The sequence below is a fragment of the Prevotella sp. BV3P1 genome, assembly GCF_000479005.1.
GTDB lineage: Bacteria > Bacteroidota > Bacteroidia > Bacteroidales > Bacteroidaceae > Prevotella.
In genome coordinates this window covers 106,320-124,879 of record NZ_AWXC01000043.1, presented here as the reverse complement: position 1 = coordinate 124,879, position 18,560 = coordinate 106,320, and the positions used below count along the sequence as shown (strand labels likewise).

The window sequence follows — 18,560 nt, the reverse complement described above, 5'->3', positions numbered from 1 at the left end:
TAATAAAATATGTTAACAAGCGCATGATATAGGGCGTCCTTTCATGCTTTTTTGTAAAGGTGAAAGAAGCATTGAGCAGACAGCCTAAAGAGTGTGTTACATATTTATACATACGTCGCCAAGAATGATTATTACCCTTATTTTTTACTCCTTGGATATTTCTTTTGGAGCAATCTATTTTTATTTTATTAATGAGTTTTCAAAGTTAAGTATTTTTTCTCAAAACTCCAAGCTATTTCAAGAAAAAAAAATACAATATATATGCACGGCTCTATCATTCGTAGAGTCAACCAGCAAGTGCAAAATTACAAAACGTGTTTGAAGAATTCTCGTTTTGGTGTAGAAAAGTTTAATTTTTCTCTCGGTCTTTCGTTCAGTTTCTTTTGTATCGACATAATCCTCTTGTCTGTATAATGTTCAAACGAATCCTTTTTCGGTATATATTGTCTGATTAGCTTATTTGTATTCTCAATCGCTCCCTTTTGCCAAGAACAATATGGATCAGCGAAGTACACTGGCACGCCTAAAAACTTGGTAATGTCCTTATGTGCTGCAAATTCAGGCCCGTTGTCTGTTGTAATGGTCTTCAGACAGTCCTTGTATGGCAGCAGCAGTTTCCTGACCACCTTTGCTAGGGGCTTTGATTGTTTTCCAAATGGCAGTTTCTGCATAAGCAGCATATTGGTGGATTTCTCCACCAGCGTGAGTATGGCATGCTGATCAGGGTCTACGATTAAGTCCATCTCAAAATCCCCGAATCTCTTCCCGTCAACTTCCTTGCTTCTTTCATGGATACTCACCCTGTCCTTGATTGGAAGATGTCTGCCCTTTGGACGATGCCTGTACTTCATCTTATGCCTTGTGTGCTTGACAAGTTCCCCTGTCGTGTCATTGTGGATGATGTTATAGATGGACTGGTGGGACACCTTTATCCCCTCGTTCTTGCGCAGATAACCAGATATTTGTCTTGGAGACCACTGGTCATTGATGATATATTCCTTGATTCTACAGACCAATTCGTCGGAGAGTTTGGAGTTCTTTACCGTTCTCTCTCTGCGCTGCATAGCCATGTCGTGCGCCTTTGTCCAGATATACTTTCCCGATGGCGTGTTGTTGCGTTTGATTTCACGTGAAAGTGTTGACTGACTGATGCCGACGATTGCGGCAATCTCTTTTCTCGCTGTTTTCTTTTGGAGTAAGGCGAAAATTTGCGACCTTTGCTCCGAGGTTAATTGATGATATTTCACAATACAAAGTTAATTAATCTTTGGGAGACTGCGGTCTCCCTTTTTTTATTTGTATTGCTGGTTGTTTTTTTCCTCGCCGAGAGATGCAGACAACCTCTCGCTACGCTTCGAGAACGTCTGCATCTCTCGGCGAGGGCTACTCTTTTATTGCACTTCGATTTTTAATCTGCAATTTTAAAAAGTCTTGGTTCTTATTCTAAGTATCATTATTTTATAGCACACCCGTAACACTGTGAAAGCTGTTCTTTTCGAAAAATACTACCATAATCGTATGGTATTTACGATATGGATACAAAGAAACTCATCGAAGAGGTACTACGAATTGGAACACAAGTGCGTGTGTCTGAACCTAAAAAAAGGGGACTCCCGAAAGAATCCCCTTTTTAACGTTTTGTGACTCGCATGGGGCTCGAACCCATGACCCCAACATTAAAAGTGTTGTGCTCTACCAACTGAGCTAGCGAGTCTAACCAAATAACTTTCATAAACGATGAATGATGAAAGCGAGTGCAAAGGTAAAGAGTTTTTTTTGAAACACAAAACAAAATAGTATTTTTTTATCGGAGTGTCCGAAAGTTCCACTTAGATTTTGAATCTGTATCCCCTAATAACTCGTTGATGAAATAAATGTCATGACAGCGGTTGTATGTGAATTTTCTTGACAACGAGGGGCTTCATATTTGGCGTATTTGCAAACCAACTTTATGTTGTCAGCAAATACGCCAAATACGAGAGGTCTTTGGATAATTTTGTCAATCAATGCGTTGCGCATGTAGTGTATGGTGGCGTACCTGTTTAGCAAGGTTTTTTTTACAATAGCATTGCTTTTGAGGTACGGTTTACATGCTATTACGCTCCAAGCGCATGGAGTTTGCCGGTCAAAGTGGTGTCTCTATCATGTTTAAAGTCATGACTTTTGTAGAAAAATTAGATTTTTCTTGTCAAAAAGTCACCTGCTTGCCTCCCGCATGCCTATTGATTTTTTCCAGATTGAAAGTTTTTAAGTGCCGTTTTAGGGGCTATATTTGGTAAAAAAAGTCAACGAAATGTACAAATTTCTACTCATATACATCAGTTCGGTTTTCTCGATACTCTCGTTGGCATGCATGACAGTGTGCACTTTTATCCCCCTCTTCCCAGACTTCGTCAATAGCTAAACTATTTGATGAGGATTTTGGGTGACGCAATGACGAAGTCAGGAAAAAATAACGCACGCTTGTGTTTCTCGTCTAAAAGCCGTACTTTTGTTGCAACTACAACAAAATACAACAGGCATTAGAGGAGCAAACAGACTGATATGTCAAGCATCAAAATACTCAATAGTTCGTTTCTCGAACAACTTGAACTTGAGCTGGCGCCAGGCATCAAGGCCGGCTTTCCCAGTCCTGCGGGTGATTATCTGCAAGACTCTCTCGACTTCAATCGTGACTTCATCCGTCATCCCGACGCTACGTTCTATGGCCGGGTGTCGGGCGATTCGATGATAGATGCCGGCATCAACGATGGGGATATCGCCGTGATAGACCGTTCGGTTGAGGCTGGACACAACGATGTGATTGTGGCTTACATCAATGGAGAGTTCACCATCAAATATCTCGACATGACCCATGTGCATGAGGGATATATCGAATTGCGGCCCGCCAACAAGGCATTCCGTCCGATTCGGGTCGATGAATTGGATAAGTTTGAGGTGTGGGGCGTGGTGGTTTGGACCATCAAAAACTGGAAAAAATAACATGTTTTACGCCATCTGTGACTGTGACAACTGCTATGTGAGTTGTGAACGGGTGTTCCGACCCGATCTCAACGGCAAGCCCGTTGTTGTGCTGAGCAACAACGATGGTTGCGTGGTGGCACGCAGTAAGGAGGCCAAACAGTTAGGCATCAAGGCCGGATTGCCTTATTATCAGATGAAAGAGCAATTCCCGGGTGAGGAAATTGCCGTGTTTTCGAGTAATTACGAATTGTATGGCGAACTCACGGCGCGCGTCATGATCATCATCAAAGACGCTGCTCCACAGATGTTTCGCTATTCCATTGACGAATGCTTCTGCTTGCTTCCCAACATGAGTTTTGACGAACTAAAGCAGTGGGGCGAAGACCTGCATCGGCGTATACTGAAGCATACAGGGCTTCCCGTCAGCATTGGAATGGCCAAAACCAAAACGCTGGCGAAGGCGGCCAGCCACTTTGCCAAGAAACATGAGGGCTATCATCATTGTTGCATCATTGATACGGAGGAAAAACGCATCAAGGCTCTCCAGCTGTTTCCTGTGGGTGAGGTGTGGGGAATAGGACATCGAAACACCCCCAAGCTGTTGGAAATGGGCGACAAGACGGCCTACGACTTTGCCAACCATTCCAAGGAGTGGGTTCGGTTGCTATTCCATGTCACTGGTGTGAGGACGTGGATGGAACTCAATGGCAAAGACTGTATTCCGAATGAAGAACCTGCGAAAAAGAAAAGCATCTGTACCAGTCGCAGCTTTACGGGTACGATATCCGATTTTGAAGCCGTTAGAACGCATGTTTCCAACTTCGCTGTGCGCTGTTCGCAGAAGCTCAGACGGCAACACAGCGTGGCGTCTGTGGTGAGTGTTTTCATCCACACCAATCAGTTTAGAGAAGACCAACAGCAGTATTGGAACTGTCGCGAGGTGACGCTTTTAACACCTTCCAACGCCACACAGCAGATTGTGCAAGCGGCAGCAAAGGCTTTGCAGGAAATCTTTGTGCCTGGTTTGCAGTATAAAAAAGCGGGAGTTGTTGTGATGGGCATCATGCCCGACAATGCTGTTCAGACCAATTTCATCGATTATAACCGGGATAAGATGGAAAAACAGATGCGGCTTGATCTGGTGATCGACCGCCTGAACAAGCTCGGTGGCTCCGAATTGGTGGTATTAGGAGCCCAACAATACCGTGAAAAAGACGAGCAAGGCCACCACGTTGCTTTCACGGATGCCATCCGGCACGACTTCAGAAGTAAGAATCCAACCACGCGTTGGAGCGACATCATCACCCTGAAATAGGCATTCACAAACGTTTCTTGGTAGCAAATTGTGACCGAAGTCACCCTGCGTATTTCGTTTCTTATCTTTCTTCCGCCTGCTCAAGCATTTGTTCTTGCGTTGTTTCGTCCTGTTTTTTCTCACGCGTCACATACTTCTGCCAATAAGCAATGAGCAGGGTTGTTAGCGGAAGAGCCACAATCAGACCAATGAATCCAAGCAATGTTCCCCATACAGACAGGGACAAAAGCAGAATGGCGGGATTGAGGTTCATGGCTTTTCCCATGATTTTAGGCGTGAGGATGGTATCGCTAATCACCTGAACAATCAGGAACACAAGCATGGCCAACCCAAAGACAATCCAGAAATTCTGGCCCGTGTCAGCTGCTTTCAGCATGGACAGAAAGACCATTGGCACCAAGGCTAATGTGTGGAGGTATGGCACCAGGTTCATAATTCCCATCATGATGCCAAGCGCAATGGCCATTGGGAAATTGATGATGGAGAGGCCTATGCCGAAGAGAATGCCTAAGATGAGTGAAACAAGGCCTTGTCCTCGGATGTAATTATTGAGTTCTCTTTCCACATCTTTCATCAATTCCTCCCAGAACGGACGATTCTTCTTCGGGAAAATACGAATCCAGTTGTCGGTTAAAAATTCGTAATCTTGCAAGATGAAGAAAGTATATAATAAGGTAATCAACGAAGCGATGATGCTAATCACGATGCTGGCCGTTTGCCCAACCAAATTGAACACCTTGGGCATCCCCGCTTTAAGAATGTCGCTGAAATCCTTGCTCCTCATGAATTCTTCTATTTCAGCACGGTTTTTGGTAATCCACTGTGAGATGTAAGAGCCTAAGTCGCTACTGTGTGTACTTTGGTTAATCCAGCTGTTGAGGATGTCGTTGAGCTTGCCAAACTGTTCTATCATCGGCGGAATGATGGCATATACCAGTCCGCTAATCACCAAAGCCACGGCCAACATGGTGATGATAATAGCAATGGCGCGAATTTTGACATGCATTTTATATTGCACAAACTTCACCAGTGGGTAGAGCAGGTAGGAAAAGAGCCAGGCCACAAAGAAAGGTAGAAGCACACCACTCAGGTAGTTGACAAGATACAAAACAAAGAATATCAACAGCAGGATGGAGGCTACGCGTATGAATTTGTCAAAGGTGATTTCTTGTCTTTTCATATTTTCGTAGATTGGTATATCTTATGTCATTTGTTCTTCCTGCTGGGAATCAGCCGAAACGGGCTGTTCTTGGCGTAAGGCCATTTGGTAACATTCCCTGCAAAGGGGTTCGTAGGTGAGCTTTTCGCCCAGTAAAACGCGCTTATCGTTCTGCACCAAGCGGTGGCTGATGTAGGCCAACGCACCACATTTCACGCAGATGGCATGCACCTTGGTCACCTCGTCAGCGATGGCGCACAAGGCAGGAATGGGTCCGAAAGGCTTTCCTTGGAAGTCCATATCAAGTCCTGCGATGATGACGCGCACCCCTTTGTTGGCCAATTCGTTGCACACTTTGACGAGTCCATCGTCAAAGAATTGGGCTTCATCGATGCCTACGACATCCGCATCGGAAGACAATAACAAAATGCTTGACGAAGAATCAACGGGCGTAGATAGAATGGCATGCTGGTCATGGCTCACCACATTCTCCTCGGAATAGCGGGTGTCTATGGCAGGTTTGAATATCTCAACGCGCTGCTTGGCAAAGTTGGCTCGTCTCATACGCCTAATCAACTCTTCTGTCTTACCCGAAAACATAGAGCCGCATATCACTTCAATTCTTCCTGGGCGGTGTGATTCGCCTGTCAAATAGTCCATCATATTGATGCAAAAATACGAAGAGCAATTAAAAATTGCAAAGAAATTGACAGTTTTTTTGCTCGTCTTGATTATTTAACTATATTTGCGTACTATATGGGGATATTGTACATCGTGCCCACCCCAGTGGGAAATATGGAAGATATGACAATGCGAGCCATTCGCATTCTCAAGGAAGTGGACCTGGTGTTGGCAGAAGATACCAGGACATCGGGCAAGTTGTTGAAACATTATGACATTCAAAATCACTTGCTGTCACACCATAAGTTCAATGAACATGGCACTTCCGCGGGCATTGTAGAACGATTGAAAGCGGGCCAGAGCATAGCACTCATCAGCGATGCAGGCACACCTGGCATCAGCGATCCGGGATTCTTTCTGGCGCGCGAGGCTGCAAAAGCAGGCATCACGATACAAACACTGCCTGGAGCCACCGCTTGCATTCCAGCTGTTGTTTCATCCGGTTTGCCCTGTGACCGCTTCTGTTTCGAAGGCTTCTTGCCGCAGAAAAAAGGTCGACAGACACAATTGGAGGTGCTCAAAGAAGAGCGTAGAACGATGGTTTTCTACGAGTCGCCCTATCGTTTGCTGAAAACACTACAGCAATTTGCCGATGTATTTGGCCCCGACCGCCCCGTGAGCGTGGCTCGTGAGATATCCAAACTGCACGAAGAACATGTTCGAGGCACACTTGAAGAGGTGATACAACATTTTAAAGAAGTTCCACCGCGGGGCGAAATCGTCATTGTGGTGGGTGGAAATAACAAGAATAAGAAACTTAAAACAGAACGAATATGAAAAAGATTTTAAGTCTGACCGCCATTGCCGTCATTACTTTCGCATGCTTTGGATGTCAGAATAACAAGAAAAACAGTGACTTGGAAAATGCAGCTCAAGCCGACTCATTGCAGCAAATCATCAGTCAGAAAGACAACGAAATCAATGACATGATGGGTACACTCAACGAAATCCAAGAGGGATTCAAGGAAATCAATGCGGCAGAAAACAGGGTGACCATCGCCAAGGAAGGCGAGGGCGCCAACAAAGGGCAGCAGATTCGAGAGGACATTCAGTTCATCACCTCTACCATGAAGCGTAACCGCGAACTGATTGCCAAGCTCCGCAACCAACTTAGGCAAAGCTCCGTGAAAGGAGATGGCTTGAAAAAAGCATTGGACAGCCTCACCGCTCAGTTGGAAGAGAAAGATAAGCAGCTTCAGGAATTGCGTGCTGAACTGGATGCGAAGGATATCCATATCTCCGAGTTGGATGAAACTATCAACAACCTGAACACCAATGTCAACAATTTGGCAACCGAGAGTTCACAGAAATCGCAGGTAATCAACAGCCAAGACAAGCAGCTCAACACCGCTTGGTTTGTGTTTGGTACACGAAAAGAACTGAAAGAACAGCGAATCATCGAGGGGGATAAAGTGTTGCAGGCCAACTTCAACAAGGATTATTTCACCAAGATTGACATCCGCGTGGACAAGGAAATCAAGTTGTATTCCAAGTCGGCGAAGATTCTCACCATGCACCCATCCAGCAGTTATGTGTTGCAGCGTGATGCCAACAAGCAGTATGTGCTTCGAATCACTAATCCAGAAATCTTCTGGAGCACCAGCAAGTATCTCGTTATCTTGGTGCGATAAGGCTGTCGAGAAACACACGCTTTCCCAAAAATAACGTACATGCGTCGGCTGGGAAACAAGAATCATACACATCAATCCTCTTGCTCGGATTAGTCTGAGTAGGAGGATTTTTTATTGATGCCAACCGCTTCAACCACCCTATTGAAACCGCTCATTCTCCTTGTTGAAACGACTTTGCGCCAGCTCAGCCCTGCACCACCCTATCGTTTTGCTTTGAAAAACTGTTGCATCAGCTGCTTGCATTCCTCTTCCAGCACGCCACCCGTGACCGTTGCCTTGGTATGCAATACGTTTGGCGCATACCGCTGATAACCCCGTTTCTCATCACCAGCCCCATATACGATGCGTGAAACCTGCGCCCACCCTATGGCACCAGCGCACATCGGACAAGGTTCAACGGTGACGTAGAGGGTACATTGGGGCAGATATTTGCCGCCAAGTTGAGCTGCCGCAGCCGTGATGGCCAGCATCTCCGCATGCGCCGTGACGTCATTCAGGGTTTCTGTCTGGTTGTGCGCCCGTGCGATGATGCGACCTTGGCACACAACGACGGCACCAATGGGTACTTCACCTTCATCGTAGGCGGCATGGGCCTCTGCCAATGCCTTTTGCATAAACTGTTCGTCTTGTTTGCGTTGTTCGTCGTCTGTCATGGTCGTGTCTGTTTGTGTGCTTGCAAATTTACAACATTCTTTTTGATGTGTGGAAGAAAAACCGTATTTTTGCAACACATCATCAGGAAGCATCAGGACATGGCTACACACAACAAATTTGGGAAATGGGGCGAAGATACAGCCGTTGATTACCTGCACAAGCAGGGATATACCATCCGCGAGCGTGGCTGGCGGCACGGCAAGTTCGAGATAGATATCATCGCCTTGTCGCCCGACGGCATTACCTGTGTGTTTGTCGAGGTGAAAACACGTCGGTCAGACGAGGTTGCCTTGCCCTCCGATGCCGTTGATGAGAAGAAGATGAGGAATCTCGGTATCGCGGCCGATGTTTATGTAAAGATGTTTGACATACAAGAGGAGCTGCGCTTTGATGTCATTTCCATCGTGGGATCGACAGCCGAGAACATGCAGATAGAGCACCTGGAAGATGCCTTCAACCCTGTATTGTTATAACCAAAAATGCGTATCAAACTGGTCAAACTCAATGAGGTAAACTCTACCAATGTGTACCTTTGCGAACACGCTGATTGTTTCAACGAAGAGATGGTGGTTGTACAGGCCGATTATCAAACGAGCGGTAAGGGACAAGGACAGAATGGTTGGGAAAGTAAAGCAGGGAAAAATTTACTGTATTCCCTGCTGGTTCATCCCAAAAAGCTGCCTGTAAAAAGTCAATTCTTTTTGTCAATGGCCGGTGCTTTGTCCATTAAAGCCGTGTTAGACGAATATGTTGACGACATTACCCTTAAATGGCCGAATGACATTTACTGGAAAGACTGCAAACTGAGTGGCACGCTCATCGAGTTGAGCGTACACGCACAGATGATACGTCACTGTGTCTATGGGGTGGGCCTCAACGTCAATCAGACGGTATTTGAGAGCGATGCGCCCAATCCTGTGTCTTTAGCGCAGATTCTGGGACATGAGTTGGACCGCGACAAGCTGCTTCATCAACTTATCACAGCTTTCGAGCAGTACTACAATCGCTTGGAAGAAGGAGCGTTCGACGAAATCTCCAACCAGTATCATGCTGCGCTGTATCGGCGGGAGGGCGTGCATCCTTATCGCGACCGTGAGGGCTGTTTCCTGGCTTCCATCGTGACGGTGGAACCCGATGGCCGACTGGTGCTGCAAGATACCGATGGACGCATGCGAGGCTACTATCTTAAAGAGGTGGAATTTATTGCATAAAATAGGCTGCGCCTTAACAAAGTAAACAAGTTTTCTTTGTATTCGGCTTGCGCTATTTTTTTAAACAGAATCAATCAAACGAACATTTATAATCATTATGGTAAAGTTTAAACGTATACTCTTGAAGTTGAGTGGAGAAAGCCTGATGGGCAGTCAGAGTTATGGAATCGACCCCAATCGGCTCGCCGACTATGCCCAACAAATCAAGGAAGTGCACGACATGGGCGTGCAAGTAAGCATCGTTATCGGTGGCGGAAATATTTTCAGAGGACTGAGCGGGTCGCAGAAAGGCTTTGACCGCGTGAAGGGTGACCAGATGGGTATGTGCGCCACGGTCATCAACTCCTTGGCATTGAGCTCCGCTTTGGGTGCGATTGGCGTTAAAAACAAGGTGATGACAGCCATTCGCATGGAGCCTATTGGCGAGTATTACAACAAATGGAAGGCCATTGAGGCGATGGAAAACGGACTGGTTTGCATCTTTTCGTGCGGCACAGGTTCACCCTATTTCACCACAGACACAGGCAGTTCGCTGCGTGGCATCGAGATTGAAGCCGACGTCATGCTCAAAGGTACGCGCGTTGACGGTGTGTACACGGCCGACCCAGAGAAAGACCCCACGGCTACGAAGTTTGACGACATCACCTTTGACGAGGTGTATAACCGTCATCTAAAGGTGATGGATCTCACCGCAACGGCCATGTGCAAGGAAAACAACCTGCCGGTCTACGTGTTCAACATGGATGTGGTTGGCAACCTGAAGAAGGTGCTGGAAGGCGAACCCATCGGCACTTTGGTACACAATTAGGCTGATGTAAAATAAGGTTCTTCCGTTAAATGCCATACGCTTGTCATGCAAAACGTATCGCTTTCATCGGAAGAACCACCACCATGGCATGATGCCCACGGCTGCTTCCGCTATACGTTTTAGTTCATGGAAGTCCAAATCAGCAAGAACAAGAATGCCATGAGCGAAGATGGAAAGAAGACATCCAACTATCTAAGCCTTCTTTCCTCCCTTTTCGGTGCATCGAGGATGGCCAAAATACTATTTAAGCCACACTTTTGACACGAATGCTGGGGTATAGATTGGGATAGCAATACCGGAGTCATGTTATCAGGAAAGATGAGTATATCATCTTAATATGTGAAGCGTTTTATGTGAATAGTCTAAAATGAAAGATTTTCCAAATAAGAAAGACGCATTCACACGAGGTTCTTGATCATTAGTCAAAATAAAATCAAGTAAGTATCTATTTTGAGATAATTCCATACTTACTCCTTCGCATAGCCCACACTTCTTCATCTTTAGTTTATGGGCAATATCTCCTCTCTCCTTTTCTATTTCTCTTGTAGCTTTTATTCCAAAAGTTTTGGGAAGGTTATTGCTCCAACTACCTGTATCAAAAAAGATACGGGTCTTCTTCCCTTCAATCTTACCCTTAAAGTATATAGAATTCAAACCGACATCTCTATAGTCGTCATGATTTTTCCATTTAATGCGTATTGAACATCCTTTTTTAGGAACATCGCTACGCTTCATCATACGAGTATTTAGATCGAAACACCAAATTTCCTTCTTTAAGAAATCTCCTCCCAAGATAAATTTGGGCGCATAATGTAGAAATTTACCTGCTAAATCAACTACAAAACATCGCACCTTAGGATATGAAATGCCAGCAATAGAAACAGAGTCTATATTAAAATCGAAAGATTTGATGCGCTTGCCTGCAGTGTTCCCGATAGTTGCATTACTCTCTGTTACTACGACATGGCAGGAATCAACTGCATAAGTAGAATCTATAAGACAGACAGAAGCACCAGTATCTATTAAGGCTGATACACTTCGAGAGTTCCCATTATGTGATACAGTGACGTTAGTGTACATGAAGTCTCCTTTAAGGAGTAATGAATTTTGAGCATATAAATGAAGCGTGAATATCACAAGCATGCTGCAAATAAACAGGAACCGAGATTTCATATCGATAAAATAATTAGATTGATAATAATATAATGATGATGATTTCGAGAATATAAATTTCGATAGCAAAGTTAATCATTTATTGACAGGTGACACATAGCAAACAGCAAAAACTGTCAAGCGTTTTTGGGTAAAAACGCCCCCACTCTCCCTCTCCAAACAAACTCATTGCATTAAGCCCCTTAAAGCATGTAGATTAGCGTGTAATCTACATGCTTTAAGGGGCTTAACTCTATGCTTTTGTTTCAACATCAGGAATAAGTAGGAAAGACAAGTGTTAAACGTTGTCTTATCAAACTCGCTCTCTGATATTGACAGCTGTTACATGCGCTCTTTCAACAAGACTGGAATTTCGCAGGTTTCGCGAGCCACTGGCACTCCTGCGGCTTCAAAGGCAGCAATCTTTTCAGCAGCCGTTCCCGAACCACTGGAAATAATGGCACCAGCATGTCCCATTTGTTTGCCCTTCGGAGCCTCGCGTCCAGAGATGAAAGCCACCACTGGTTTGGTCACATGTTGCTTGATATAGTCGGCTGCACGCTCTTCTGCGTCGCCACCAATCTCACCGATAAGGGCGATACTGTCTGTTTCTGGGTCGTTTTGGAACATCTCCAACAAGTCTTGGAAATACAAACCCACGATAGGATCACCACCCACACCCACTGCGGTAGACTGTCCAAAGCCAGCAGCAGTGAGGTCGGCAACCACCTGATAGGTCAATGTTCCACTTCGACTAATCACACCCGTGTGTCCCTTCTTAAAGATATTGGTTGGCATAATGCCCACCATACTTTGTTCAGGAGAAATCAATCCCGGGCAGTTAGGACCTATCAACTTGGCTCCTTTGTCGGAGATGTAACGATAAGCCTCAACAACATCGAGCGTTGGAACACCCTCTGTAATACAAATAATCAACTGAATGCCGGCATCGGCAGCCTCGAACATGGCATCTTTGGCAAAAGCTGCTGGCACGAAAATCACCGAAGTGTTGGCACCCGTAGCTTTCACTGCATCTTTTACCGTATTAAAAACAGGAATCCCTGCAACCTCTTGTCCAGCCTTGCCAGGCGAAGTTCCACCTACCACATTGGTTCCGTACTCCTTCATTTTCGTGGCATGGAAACTGCCATCGCGTCCCGTAATTCCTTGGACAATTAACTTTGTATCGTGATTAATTAATATACTCATCGCTTTATAGATTTAACATGGTTAGATATCTTATTTGTTCATGCACTGTTGAGCTAACTCTACGGCTTTTTTACCAGCCTCGCTCATGGTCTTAGCCACATGGAATTTGGTTCCTTTCAACAGCTCGCGACCCTCCGCTTCATTGGTACCAGTGAGTCGGATAACGATTGGCATGTCGGTATCGAGCATCTTAAACGCCTCGATTAGTCCCTTTGCCACATCGTCGCAACGTGTGATACCACCAAAGATATTGATGAGAACCACCCGTACATGACTGTCACTGAGCAACAGTTTCATCGCCTCGACAATCTTCGTAGGATTAGAACTACCGCCAATATCCAAGAAATTGGCAGGGTTGCCACCATACAGTTTAATCATATCCATGGTTGCCATTGCCAGTCCGGCACCGTTCACCATGCATCCAATCTCACCACCAAGGTTGACATAACTAAATCCTTTGTCTTTAGCATCTTGCTCTTTGCGCTCTTCTGCCGTAGGCTCAAAGAGTTCGAAAACATCAGGATGACGATACAAAGCATTGTTGTCGAAAGTCATCTTGGCATCAATCGCCTTCACCTCTCCACTCTTGGTCACTACTAATGGATTGATTTCTGCCAACGAAGCATCTTTCTCTTTGAAGAGACGGTACAGATTTTGGAAAACTGGAACGGCCTGCTTCACTAACGCTTTGTCATCGAAAAGACAAAAAGCAGCTTCTCTTGCCAAGTAATCGGGCATGCCAATGAGCGGGTCAATGGGTATCTTATGGATTTTTTCGGGTGTATTTTTAGCAACCGACTCGATGTCCATACCACCCTCACGACTTAACATCAGAATGGCAGACTTTACTTTTCGGTCGATGACAATACTTACATAATACTCTGACGCAATATCAATAGCTTCGCCTACCAAGATACGATCAACGGTAAAGCCTTTGATATCCATACCTAAAATTTGAGAAGCATATTCTCTAAGTTGTTCTTCTCCTTTAGCAACTTTCACGCCGCCAGCCTTTCCACGACCACCTGTATGCACTTGTGCCTTTACAACTGCACGCTCTGATCCTAAGGATTGGTAAGCTGATACGGCCTCATCGACCGTCCGACACAATACACTCTTGTCTACTGGCAAATGGTACTGTGCAAACAAGGCTTTCGCCTGATATTCATGAACCTTCATGGCAATTTGTTTTGTTAGTAAATAGTTTTGTTAACTTTGCAAATATAACGCTTTTTTGTGTACGATGACAAAAAAAACATGAAAATAAACTCTTGAAATGTTAACGACTTCAAATGACAGGCAAACTGGCTGTAACAAAATCATAGACGATGGTAAATTTTCCGCCCAAAATTAAACTTTATTGCTTTTTGAACATCACATATAATAAGGTATCTCGGCTCAGGAAACCACAACAAGGCCGATGAGAAAGGTAAACGAAACTAAACAGATGAAGCGAAAACTCCTCACCATGCTGGCCTTGATGATGATGTCAATGGCCGCATGGACACAAGAACGACAGATTACAGGAACACTGGTAGACAAAGAAACGAACGAGCCGATGACGCATGCCACGGTACAGTTGTTGAAAACCGGCAGCACGTTTGTCACTGGAGCCGTATCTGCCAAGCATGGGCCTACACGCAGAAGGTTCCCGCCAACGGCTGTAAATGGGGAGTAAATAAAAATTAACGGACATTAGCGTTGCCAATCAAGTTAATGGGAGGTAACGGGAGTTAATGGGGAGTAAATAGAAGTTAACGGACAATAGCGTCGCCAAAGAAGTGATTCATTTGCAAAGCTATTGTCCGTTAACTCCCCCTAACTTCAAGTTACTCCCAATAACTACAAACTACTTGATTGCAAAGCTAATGTCCGTTAACTCCCCCTAACTCCAAGTTACTCCTGCTAACTCCTCCCAACTACAAGTTATTCCTATTAACTCCCTCTAACTCCAAGTTACTCCTGCTAACTCCTACTATTTTTACTATCTCCCAAGAAATCCCGAACAACCTGCTCAATCACTTGCGGGAAATGCTTCATCTCCAGTTGGTGCTCTTTCTCCGCAATTTCGTCGACACTGTCGGATGGGAGAAGTGGGGTGCGGAACTGAGCGATGATCTCTCCACCATCGCATACCGAACTGACCCAATGAACGGTGAAGCCTGTCTCGGTTTCGCCAGCGGCCTTCACCGCTTCGTGCACATGGTGTCCGTACATGCCCTTGCCGCCAAACTTAGGCAGCAAAGCTGGATGCAGGTTAATCATGCGTCGGTGGTAAGTCTGGATGAGATAGTCGGGAATCATCAGCAAGAACCCAGCCAACACAATGAAATCAATGTGATGCTCATCAAGTAGCTTCAGCACCTCATCGGTCTTGCCAAACTCGGCCTTGGACACGACAACGGAAGGAACGTTCAGTCGTTTGGCACGCACCAAGGCATAGGCATCAGACTTATTGCTCAAAACCAGCGCGACATGCACCAGCGGTGAATCTTGAAAATAGCGAATGATGTTCTCGCAGTTGGTACCGCTACCCGAAACAAAGATGGCAACGTTACAGGGTTGCCGTTTGGATGCTGTGGTGGTTGTTGGTTCTGTCATGCTGCTATCGTTTTTAGGCAAATTGTGCCTTATTGTTGGTTGTCATCATCATCCTCATCCCATTCATCCTCTTCATCCCATCCAAAGAGAGCCGGACGGACGAAGGCATCCATGCTGCGACGATCCTTCTTCGTGGGGCGTCCGGTTCCACGGGCACGGTCTACAAATCCACTAATGCGACTCATCTCCAACAGTTCGTACTGCTTGGCATCGGTGACATTCTCGTAAATCTGTGGAATGAACTTAGCCCCCACCCGCTGTTCGATGGTCTTGAGCACCTTGAACGAATAGGTAATGGGCGGTTTCTTGACATCAATCGTTTCGCCGGGCTTGATGACATGACTTGGCTTGACGCTCACCCCATTGACGCTCACACGATTGTTCTTGCAAGCCTCGGCAGCCAGTGTGCGGGTCTTGAAGATGCGAGCCGCCCAGAGCCACTTGTCAATGCGCGCCGAGCCGGTGTCCTTGACACGAAGGTTGGAAGAGGTGGAGGTTGTTTCTGTCATAGTGATTATTGGGATTATTAGGCTTATTGGGCTCATTGGGCTTATTAGGCCAATGAGGCTTATTAGCCCTATTAGGCTTATTGGCCTTATTGGCCCCCTTTCTTTTTCCCCTGTTGGTTAAATTGGTTCATGGTGATGTCGATGCCAGCCAGGACAAAGCTCTTGATGATTTCCACCGCGGTGTCGATGGCAGGCTGAAGAACCTGCATATCCGCCTCATCATAATGACCGAGCACCCAGTCTACCTGTCCGCCACGCGGATACTCGTTGCCAATGCCCATGCGCAGACGGGGATAGTTCTGGCCGATGAGCTGCTGGATGTGTCCCAGTCCGTTGTGCCCGCCATTGCTGCCACTGCCCTTGAGGCGAAACTCACCAAGGGGCAAGGCCACATCGTCAGAAACCACGAGCAAGCGTCGCTGGTCGATGTTTTCCTTGTTAAGCCAATAGCGTACAGCGTTGCCACTGAGGTTCATGAACGTGGTGGGCTTAAGCAAGATGATTTTGCGACCTTTCAGACTGGTTTCGGCCACAAAGCCATATCGCTTATCCTCAAAAACGATATTGGACGCCTTGGCAAAAGCGTCCAATACCATAAATCCAGTGTTGTGGCGGGTTCCCGCGTATTCAGCACCCGGGTTTCCCAGACCACAAATCAAGTATTTGTCCATTGATTAAACTATCGTGACTGTCACGGACTGATTAAGCCTCTGCTGGTGCAGCTTCGCCCTCGCCCTCAGCGGCTGCGTCGCCCTCATCAGCCGTGTCGGCGACCGCAGACAGGTTAGCGGCGCGCGTCATCTTGACGGAGCATACCACCACGTCTTTCGGTGTTGCCATTTCCAGTCCTTCAAAATTCAACTGACCCACCTTGATGCTCTTACCAATTTTCAAGTTGGTCACGTCGATGTCCAGATGCTCTGGAATGCGTTGGTAGGGAGCGGTAACGTTCACCTTGCGGATAGACAGGTTCATACGCCCACCATCGCGTACACCCTGTGCCAGTCCAACCAACTTCACCGGAATACCGATGGTGATAGGCTTCTGGTCGTTCACAGCGTAGAAATCAACGTGGAGCAGTGCGTCCGTCACAGGATGGAACTGCAGTTCTTTCAAGATGGCGGTATGACTTTCGCCATCAATGTTAAGATTGATTACATAGATATGCGGTGTGTACACCACCTTGCGCAACTCTGACATGGGAGCTGCGAAAGCCAATGCTTCCGGTTTGCCGTCAGCCTGTGCTGCACCGTAAATGTTACAGGGCACATAACCCTCTTTTCTCAATTGCTTAGAAGCTTTCTTTCCAAGGTCTTCACGCTTCTTACCCGATACATTAATCTCTTTCATAATGTGTTACTCTAAATTAAGTTGTTGAACATTCATTGCCTTAATTCGCCATCACACAGAGACGCAGGACTCTCCTGCTTGGCCGATGCTGCCAGTAAGAGCGACAGGCGGAGCATGGCTCCCCTCCCCGCTTTCACGACATGCGTCGGCGTCACTGATGCGCTCAAAAAAGCGTTGCAAAGTTACTTGAATTATCTGAGATATGCAAAGTTTCTGTAAAAAATTGATATTATCAAGAAAGATTGCTTGCATGTCATGTAAAAAAAGACTACATTTGCAATATCAAATTTAGCAAGAACACAAATTATTGAAGGATGATCAATCGCGAACTAATCAGGACCAAGATAGTCCAGTTAACCTACGCATACTATCAGAATGGCAATAACAACATGGATAACGCAGAGAAAGAATTGCTTTTCTGCCTCTCCAAAGCATACCATTTGTACATCTATCTGCTCCAACTCATCGTGGCCATCTCACGTGAAGAGCGACACAGAGTGGAGGTAAACACGCAGAAAGCCGAAAGGGAAGGAACGGAATTGCCTCCACAAAAATTCGCTTTCAACAAGTTTGCCGTTCAACTGGAAGAGAACAAGATGCTCAACGACTTCATCGAAGAACAGAAACTGACCTGGGACGATGACGTTGAGTTCATTCGAAAGATATGCAACCAGATTGAGCAGTCGGAAACCTACCAAGCGTACATGGCCGACACAGATGACAGTTATGAGGCCGACCGCGAGGTATGGCGCAAGCTGTACAAACAGCTCATTCAGGACAATCCCGAATTGGATGCCCTGCTCGAGGAGAAGAGCCTCTACTGGAACGATGACAAAGAGGTGGTAGATACCTTCGTGCTGAAAACCATCAGGCGGTTTGACCAGGCTAACAAGGCCGATCAGGAAATCTTGCGCGAATACAAGGACGAGGAAGACCGCGACTTCGCCACCAAACTCTTCCGCGCCACCATCCTCAATGCCGACACCTACCAACTGTACATGAGCGAGACCAGCCGCAACTGGGACTTCTCACGGTTGGCCTACATGGACGTGGTCATCATGCAGATTGCCATCGCCGAGATGCTCACGTTCCCGAACATCCCCGTCTCGGTGACGATATACGAATACGTCAACCAGGCCAAACGCTACAGCACCACGAAGAGCGGCGGATACATCAACGGCATGCTCGACACCATCGCACGTCACCTTATCTCGACAGGCAAGATGCTCAAACCCATGCCCGAGCCCAAGCAACGCCGGTCTGTCAAGAAGGAGGAAACACCAGATACCGAGCAACCGACCGAAGGACAAGAATAG

Annotated in this window: 21 protein-coding genes and 1 tRNA gene; 10 read left to right on the top strand and 12 right to left on the bottom strand. The window is 46.2% G+C overall.

Annotated features, from left to right (window positions below):
* Window positions 1-305: 305 nt before the first annotated feature.
* Together HMPREF1254_RS08395 and HMPREF1254_RS08390 are read right to left on the bottom strand one after the other, a co-directional pair.
* Window positions 306-1,247 carry an IS30 family transposase gene (locus HMPREF1254_RS08395; RefSeq protein ID WP_023058154.1) on the bottom strand — a complete coding sequence of 314 codons (942 nt, stop codon included), beginning with the start codon at window positions 1,245-1,247 and terminating at the stop codon, window positions 306-308.
* Between the two features lie 394 nt (window positions 1,248-1,641).
* Window positions 1,642-1,714: transfer RNA gene (locus tag HMPREF1254_RS08390), tRNA-Lys, on the bottom strand.
* Between the two features lie 830 nt (window positions 1,715-2,544).
* Between HMPREF1254_RS08390 and HMPREF1254_RS08385 the strand changes: the two genes are divergently transcribed.
* Together HMPREF1254_RS08385 and HMPREF1254_RS08380 are read left to right on the top strand one after the other, a co-directional pair.
* On the top strand, window positions 2,545-2,982 hold the full coding sequence (locus HMPREF1254_RS08385; protein WP_023058169.1) for a LexA family protein: 438 nt from the start codon (window positions 2,545-2,547) through the stop codon (window positions 2,980-2,982).
* 1 nt (window position 2,983) lies between these two features.
* Window positions 2,984-4,279 (top strand): Y-family DNA polymerase, encoded by a 1,296-nt coding sequence (locus HMPREF1254_RS08380; RefSeq protein ID WP_023058211.1) that lies wholly within the window; start codon window positions 2,984-2,986, stop codon window positions 4,277-4,279.
* Window positions 4,280-4,340: 61 nt separating this feature from the next.
* Here HMPREF1254_RS08380 and HMPREF1254_RS08375 read toward each other — a convergent pair whose 3' ends face one another.
* Window positions 4,341-5,459: an AI-2E family transporter gene (locus tag HMPREF1254_RS08375; RefSeq protein ID WP_023058153.1), complete on the bottom strand. Its 1,119-nt coding sequence runs from the start codon at window positions 5,457-5,459 to the stop codon at window positions 4,341-4,343.
* A 21-nt stretch (window positions 5,460-5,480) separates the two neighbouring features.
* The gene (locus tag HMPREF1254_RS08370; protein WP_036891187.1) at window positions 5,481-6,101 is read right to left on the bottom strand and encodes a thymidine kinase; all 621 of its coding nucleotides are present in this window, start codon (window positions 6,099-6,101) and stop codon (window positions 5,481-5,483) included.
* Window positions 6,102-6,194: 93 nt separating this feature from the next.
* Here HMPREF1254_RS08370 and rsmI point away from each other — a divergent pair, with 93 nt between their 5' ends.
* Window positions 6,195-6,896 (top strand): 16S rRNA (cytidine(1402)-2'-O)-methyltransferase, encoded by a 702-nt coding sequence (rsmI, locus tag HMPREF1254_RS08365; protein WP_023058189.1) that lies wholly within the window; start codon window positions 6,195-6,197, stop codon window positions 6,894-6,896.
* Entirely contained in the window at window positions 6,893-7,750 is an 858-nt protein-coding gene (locus HMPREF1254_RS08360) for a Cbp1 family collagen-binding glycoprotein adhesin (RefSeq protein WP_023058149.1), read from the top strand. Before rsmI ends, HMPREF1254_RS08360 begins: the two co-directional genes overlap by 4 nt.
* Window positions 7,751-7,950: 200 nt before the next feature.
* Here the strand turns inward: HMPREF1254_RS08360 and HMPREF1254_RS08355 are convergent, their stop codons facing one another.
* Complete coding sequence (locus HMPREF1254_RS08355) at window positions 7,951-8,403, bottom strand: nucleoside deaminase (protein WP_036891193.1); 453 nt, start codon at window positions 8,401-8,403, stop codon at window positions 7,951-7,953.
* 99 nt (window positions 8,404-8,502) lie between these two features.
* Between HMPREF1254_RS08355 and HMPREF1254_RS08350 the strand changes: the two genes are divergently transcribed.
* The 4 genes from HMPREF1254_RS08350 to HMPREF1254_RS12425 all read left to right on the top strand — a co-directional run bounded on the left by HMPREF1254_RS08350 (window position 8,503) and on the right by HMPREF1254_RS12425 (window position 10,684).
* A complete protein-coding gene (locus tag HMPREF1254_RS08350; protein WP_023058190.1) occupies window positions 8,503-8,877 on the top strand; it encodes a YraN family protein in 375 nt (124 codons plus the stop codon).
* 6 nt (window positions 8,878-8,883) lie between these two features.
* Complete coding sequence (locus HMPREF1254_RS08345) at window positions 8,884-9,615, top strand: biotin--[acetyl-CoA-carboxylase] ligase (RefSeq protein ID WP_023058164.1); 732 nt, start codon at window positions 8,884-8,886, stop codon at window positions 9,613-9,615.
* Between the two features lie 97 nt (window positions 9,616-9,712).
* Window positions 9,713-10,423: a UMP kinase gene (pyrH, locus tag HMPREF1254_RS08340; RefSeq protein WP_023058206.1), complete on the top strand. Its 711-nt coding sequence runs from the start codon at window positions 9,713-9,715 to the stop codon at window positions 10,421-10,423.
* Window positions 10,424-10,549: 126 nt separating this feature from the next.
* Window positions 10,550-10,684, top strand: coding sequence for a hypothetical protein (locus HMPREF1254_RS12425; RefSeq protein WP_255325158.1), 135 nt, complete (start codon window positions 10,550-10,552; stop codon window positions 10,682-10,684).
* A 66-nt stretch (window positions 10,685-10,750) separates the two neighbouring features.
* On the opposite strand, the gene HMPREF1254_RS08335 is transcribed toward HMPREF1254_RS12425, so the two are convergent.
* The 3 genes from HMPREF1254_RS08335 to sucC form a co-directional block, all read right to left on the bottom strand.
* Window positions 10,751-11,503 carry a retropepsin-like aspartic protease gene (locus HMPREF1254_RS08335; protein ID WP_231385834.1) on the bottom strand — a complete coding sequence of 251 codons (753 nt, stop codon included), beginning with the start codon at window positions 11,501-11,503 and terminating at the stop codon, window positions 10,751-10,753.
* A gap of 414 nt (window positions 11,504-11,917) precedes the next feature.
* Window positions 11,918-12,784, bottom strand: a complete 867-nt coding sequence (gene sucD, locus HMPREF1254_RS08330; RefSeq protein WP_023058182.1) for a succinate--CoA ligase subunit alpha — start codon at window positions 12,782-12,784, stop codon at window positions 11,918-11,920.
* A 30-nt stretch (window positions 12,785-12,814) separates the two neighbouring features.
* Window positions 12,815-13,963, bottom strand: coding sequence for an ADP-forming succinate--CoA ligase subunit beta (sucC, locus tag HMPREF1254_RS08325; protein ID WP_023058194.1), 1,149 nt, complete (start codon window positions 13,961-13,963; stop codon window positions 12,815-12,817).
* Window positions 13,964-14,204: 241 nt separating this feature from the next.
* Between sucC and HMPREF1254_RS08320 the strand changes: the two genes are divergently transcribed.
* Window positions 14,205-14,462, top strand: a complete 258-nt coding sequence (locus HMPREF1254_RS08320; RefSeq protein WP_023058195.1) for a hypothetical protein — start codon at window positions 14,205-14,207, stop codon at window positions 14,460-14,462.
* A gap of 287 nt (window positions 14,463-14,749) precedes the next feature.
* Here HMPREF1254_RS08320 and purN read toward each other — a convergent pair whose 3' ends face one another.
* From purN to HMPREF1254_RS08300, 4 genes are all read right to left on the bottom strand, one after another.
* Window positions 14,750-15,385 carry a phosphoribosylglycinamide formyltransferase gene (gene purN, locus HMPREF1254_RS08315; RefSeq protein WP_023058210.1) on the bottom strand — a complete coding sequence of 212 codons (636 nt, stop codon included), beginning with the start codon at window positions 15,383-15,385 and terminating at the stop codon, window positions 14,750-14,752.
* Between the two features lie 29 nt (window positions 15,386-15,414).
* On the bottom strand, window positions 15,415-15,894 hold the full coding sequence (locus HMPREF1254_RS08310) for an RNA-binding S4 domain-containing protein (RefSeq protein ID WP_023058155.1): 480 nt from the start codon (window positions 15,892-15,894) through the stop codon (window positions 15,415-15,417).
* Between the two features lie 86 nt (window positions 15,895-15,980).
* Complete coding sequence (gene pth, locus HMPREF1254_RS08305) at window positions 15,981-16,565, bottom strand: aminoacyl-tRNA hydrolase (RefSeq protein WP_023058229.1); 585 nt, start codon at window positions 16,563-16,565, stop codon at window positions 15,981-15,983.
* 31 nt (window positions 16,566-16,596) lie between these two features.
* Window positions 16,597-17,244, bottom strand: a complete 648-nt coding sequence (locus HMPREF1254_RS08300) for a 50S ribosomal protein L25/general stress protein Ctc (RefSeq protein WP_023058133.1) — start codon at window positions 17,242-17,244, stop codon at window positions 16,597-16,599.
* 314 nt (window positions 17,245-17,558) lie between these two features.
* Between HMPREF1254_RS08300 and nusB the strand changes: the two genes are divergently transcribed.
* Window positions 17,559-18,560: a transcription antitermination factor NusB gene (gene nusB, locus HMPREF1254_RS08290; RefSeq protein ID WP_023058191.1), complete on the top strand. Its 1,002-nt coding sequence runs from the start codon at window positions 17,559-17,561 to the stop codon at window positions 18,558-18,560.

Excerpts from the sequence above, each read along its gene's own strand:
- HMPREF1254_RS08385 (WP_023058169.1), top strand. The coding sequence starts at position 2,545 with ATGTCAAGCATCAAAATACTCAATAGTTCGTTTCTCGAACAACTTGAA.
- HMPREF1254_RS08380 (WP_023058211.1), top strand. The coding sequence starts at position 2,984 with ATGTTTTACGCCATCTGTGACTGTGACAACTGCTATGTGAGTTGTGAA.
- HMPREF1254_RS08375 (WP_023058153.1), bottom strand. The coding sequence starts at position 5,459 with ATGAAAAGACAAGAAATCACCTTTGACAAATTCATACGCGTAGCCTCC.
- HMPREF1254_RS08370 (WP_036891187.1), bottom strand. The coding sequence starts at position 6,101 with ATGATGGACTATTTGACAGGCGAATCACACCGCCCAGGAAGAATTGAA.
- rsmI (WP_023058189.1), top strand. The coding sequence starts at position 6,195 with ATGGGGATATTGTACATCGTGCCCACCCCAGTGGGAAATATGGAAGAT.
- HMPREF1254_RS08360 (WP_023058149.1), top strand. The coding sequence starts at position 6,893 with ATGAAAAAGATTTTAAGTCTGACCGCCATTGCCGTCATTACTTTCGCA.
- HMPREF1254_RS08355 (WP_036891193.1), bottom strand. The coding sequence starts at position 8,403 with ATGACAGACGACGAACAACGCAAACAAGACGAACAGTTTATGCAAAAG.
- HMPREF1254_RS08350 (WP_023058190.1), top strand. The coding sequence starts at position 8,503 with ATGGCTACACACAACAAATTTGGGAAATGGGGCGAAGATACAGCCGTT.
- HMPREF1254_RS08345 (WP_023058164.1), top strand. The coding sequence starts at position 8,884 with ATGCGTATCAAACTGGTCAAACTCAATGAGGTAAACTCTACCAATGTG.
- pyrH (WP_023058206.1), top strand. The coding sequence starts at position 9,713 with ATGGTAAAGTTTAAACGTATACTCTTGAAGTTGAGTGGAGAAAGCCTG.
- HMPREF1254_RS12425 (WP_255325158.1), top strand. The coding sequence starts at position 10,550 with ATGGAAGTCCAAATCAGCAAGAACAAGAATGCCATGAGCGAAGATGGA.
- HMPREF1254_RS08335 (WP_231385834.1), bottom strand. The coding sequence starts at position 11,503 with ATGTACACTAACGTCACTGTATCACATAATGGGAACTCTCGAAGTGTA.
- sucD (WP_023058182.1), bottom strand. The coding sequence starts at position 12,784 with ATGAGTATATTAATTAATCACGATACAAAGTTAATTGTCCAAGGAATT.
- sucC (WP_023058194.1), bottom strand. The coding sequence starts at position 13,963 with ATGAAGGTTCATGAATATCAGGCGAAAGCCTTGTTTGCACAGTACCAT.
- HMPREF1254_RS08320 (WP_023058195.1), top strand. The coding sequence starts at position 14,205 with ATGAGAAAGGTAAACGAAACTAAACAGATGAAGCGAAAACTCCTCACC.
- purN (WP_023058210.1), bottom strand. The coding sequence starts at position 15,385 with ATGACAGAACCAACAACCACCACAGCATCCAAACGGCAACCCTGTAAC.
- HMPREF1254_RS08310 (WP_023058155.1), bottom strand. The coding sequence starts at position 15,894 with ATGACAGAAACAACCTCCACCTCTTCCAACCTTCGTGTCAAGGACACC.
- pth (WP_023058229.1), bottom strand. The coding sequence starts at position 16,565 with ATGGACAAATACTTGATTTGTGGTCTGGGAAACCCGGGTGCTGAATAC.
- HMPREF1254_RS08300 (WP_023058133.1), bottom strand. The coding sequence starts at position 17,244 with ATGAAAGAGATTAATGTATCGGGTAAGAAGCGTGAAGACCTTGGAAAG.
- nusB (WP_023058191.1), top strand. The coding sequence starts at position 17,559 with ATGATCAATCGCGAACTAATCAGGACCAAGATAGTCCAGTTAACCTAC.